This is a genomic window from Methylobacterium nigriterrae (genome assembly GCF_037106235.1).
Taxonomy (GTDB): Bacteria; Pseudomonadota; Alphaproteobacteria; order Rhizobiales; family Beijerinckiaceae; genus Methylobacterium; species Methylobacterium nigriterrae.
In genome coordinates, this window is the sequence record NZ_JBAWTG010000352.1 from 1 (window position 1) to 1,524 (window position 1,524).

General features: G+C 65.1%; 2 protein-coding genes and 1 pseudogene. 1 reads left to right on the forward strand and 2 read right to left on the reverse strand.

Annotated features, from left to right (window positions below; genetic code table 11):
* The first annotated feature begins 55 nt into the window (after positions 1–55).
* Entirely contained in the window at positions 56–301 is a 246-nt protein-coding gene (locus WDW90_RS36975) for a hypothetical protein (protein WP_336492700.1), read from the forward strand.
* 124 nt (positions 302–425) lie between these two features.
* Here WDW90_RS36975 and WDW90_RS41095 read toward each other — a convergent pair whose 3' ends face one another.
* Both WDW90_RS41095 and WDW90_RS36980 read right to left on the reverse strand, forming a co-directional pair.
* Entirely contained in the window at positions 426–758 is a 333-nt protein-coding gene (locus WDW90_RS41095) for a Rap1a/Tai family immunity protein (RefSeq protein WP_431311203.1), read from the reverse strand.
* A 79-nt stretch (positions 759–837) separates the two neighbouring features.
* Positions 838–1,367 (reverse strand): annotated as a pseudogene (locus WDW90_RS36980) (IS630 transposase-related protein); the annotation flags it as partial.
* Positions 1,368–1,524 lie beyond the last annotated feature (157 nt).

The following is a 1,524-nucleotide window of genomic DNA, read 5'->3' on the forward strand; positions in this document are numbered from 1 at the left end:
CATGCTCGTTCGTGCGGCAGGAAGCGACGCATCATCTTTTGCTCGGAGGCGGGTCGTGGACGTCATCGTCAATCCGATCGGGGCGGCCGGCACCGAATGGTGCCTGTATGACCGCCTTGGCCACCATCTCGGCCTGATCCGCGAGGTGCCGTGGCCAAACACCCCTTTTACGATCGTGCCGGAGCGAGGGAGCCGGCTCGACGGCATCCCTCTCTTCCATCCTTCGCTGGACGTCGCGCTGGCGGCCATCGAGGAACATCTTGGCGGCACATGCGAACTTGTCGGCGGCTCATCGCAGTGACGCGAATGCCTTACTTCTCACAGCGGGCATTGGCAGCGTAGTCACCCTCGACGATCCACGTCCAGCCCGCTCACTTCGGCTTGCTCGCAACCGTGGTCGAGCCGGCTCAAGGCCGAACTCATTGCTACCTCGTGCAGGGCCAGATCTCTCCCAAGGCGACGCGCAGCAGCGGGCCGGCCTCCTCATGCCGATGCTGCGGGTTTAGCTTCAGCCATTGACATACCACTCGATGAGCCTGTTCCACCTTCATGCCGTAAGCTCGGCAGTATAATCGCCCACTTCTGCCCGAGGCGTCTGCAGTGCTGATCTCGCCCAAAGTGTAACGGAGGCCGATAGCGTACCGTTGCGAGGCCGATGGCGCCTTGCAGAGTGCGTGAAGCTCGTGCCTACTCATGGCTTCAGCGTAGGTGGAGCTGACGAGCAGTAAGGGAACAGCCCCGATCAAAGCATGCTTCATCCTGCGCTCCGAAACGGCCACGATTGATGGCGGGTCACCGCATTCGGTGCAAGATGGCGCGAAGGCTTACGGTTCGTTGCGGGATGCCCGAGCGTAGGCGCTGACCGCGGGCACAGCGACCACGCAGGCGCGCCATGCGGGTGGACAGCCCCGTCTCGTCGATGAAGATCAGGCGCTCGGGATCGAGGTCGGGCTGCGCGGCAAACCACGCCTCGCGCGCTGCGGCCACGTCCGGACGAGCCTGCTCGGCCGCGTGCGCTGACTTTTTTTCCACGTCACCGCCCGGCGGGCGAAGAACCGCCAGAGCGTGCCCAGTCCGACCGATACGCTGCGCTCGGCACGCAGGCACTCCTGCATCTCGGCGAGCGTGATGTCGTCCTTCTCTTCGGTGAGGGCGAGCAGGAAGGCTTCGTGCACGTCGAGCTTGGAGCCGGGTGGGCGGCCCTGACGCTGAGCCCGCGTCCCTCCTGTCGTCGTTGCGTGCGCGGCCCAGCGGATCACCGTGGCGATGCCAACCCGATAGCGCAGGGCCGCGGCCCGGCGGGACAGGCCCGCGCCCACCGCGTCCAGGACGCGAATACGCAGATCGTGGCTGTAGGCACGGGCCATGGCGATCTCCCTGACGAACCCTCAGGGATCAACGCTCACCCCGCCACGCCGACTCAGGGATGAACCGCTCCGGGATTTTCGGAGGCTCCAACTCTTGAGAGACTGGAGCCATGACGAAGCATATCCCACCTTTCTCCCCTGAGGTTCGCGAGCGGGC

Bases quoted from the DNA above. Each gene is read 5' to 3' on its own strand.
- WDW90_RS41095 (WP_431311203.1), bottom strand. From the start codon at position 758: ATGAAGCATGCTTTGATCGGGGCTGTTCCCTTACTGCTCGTCAGCTCC.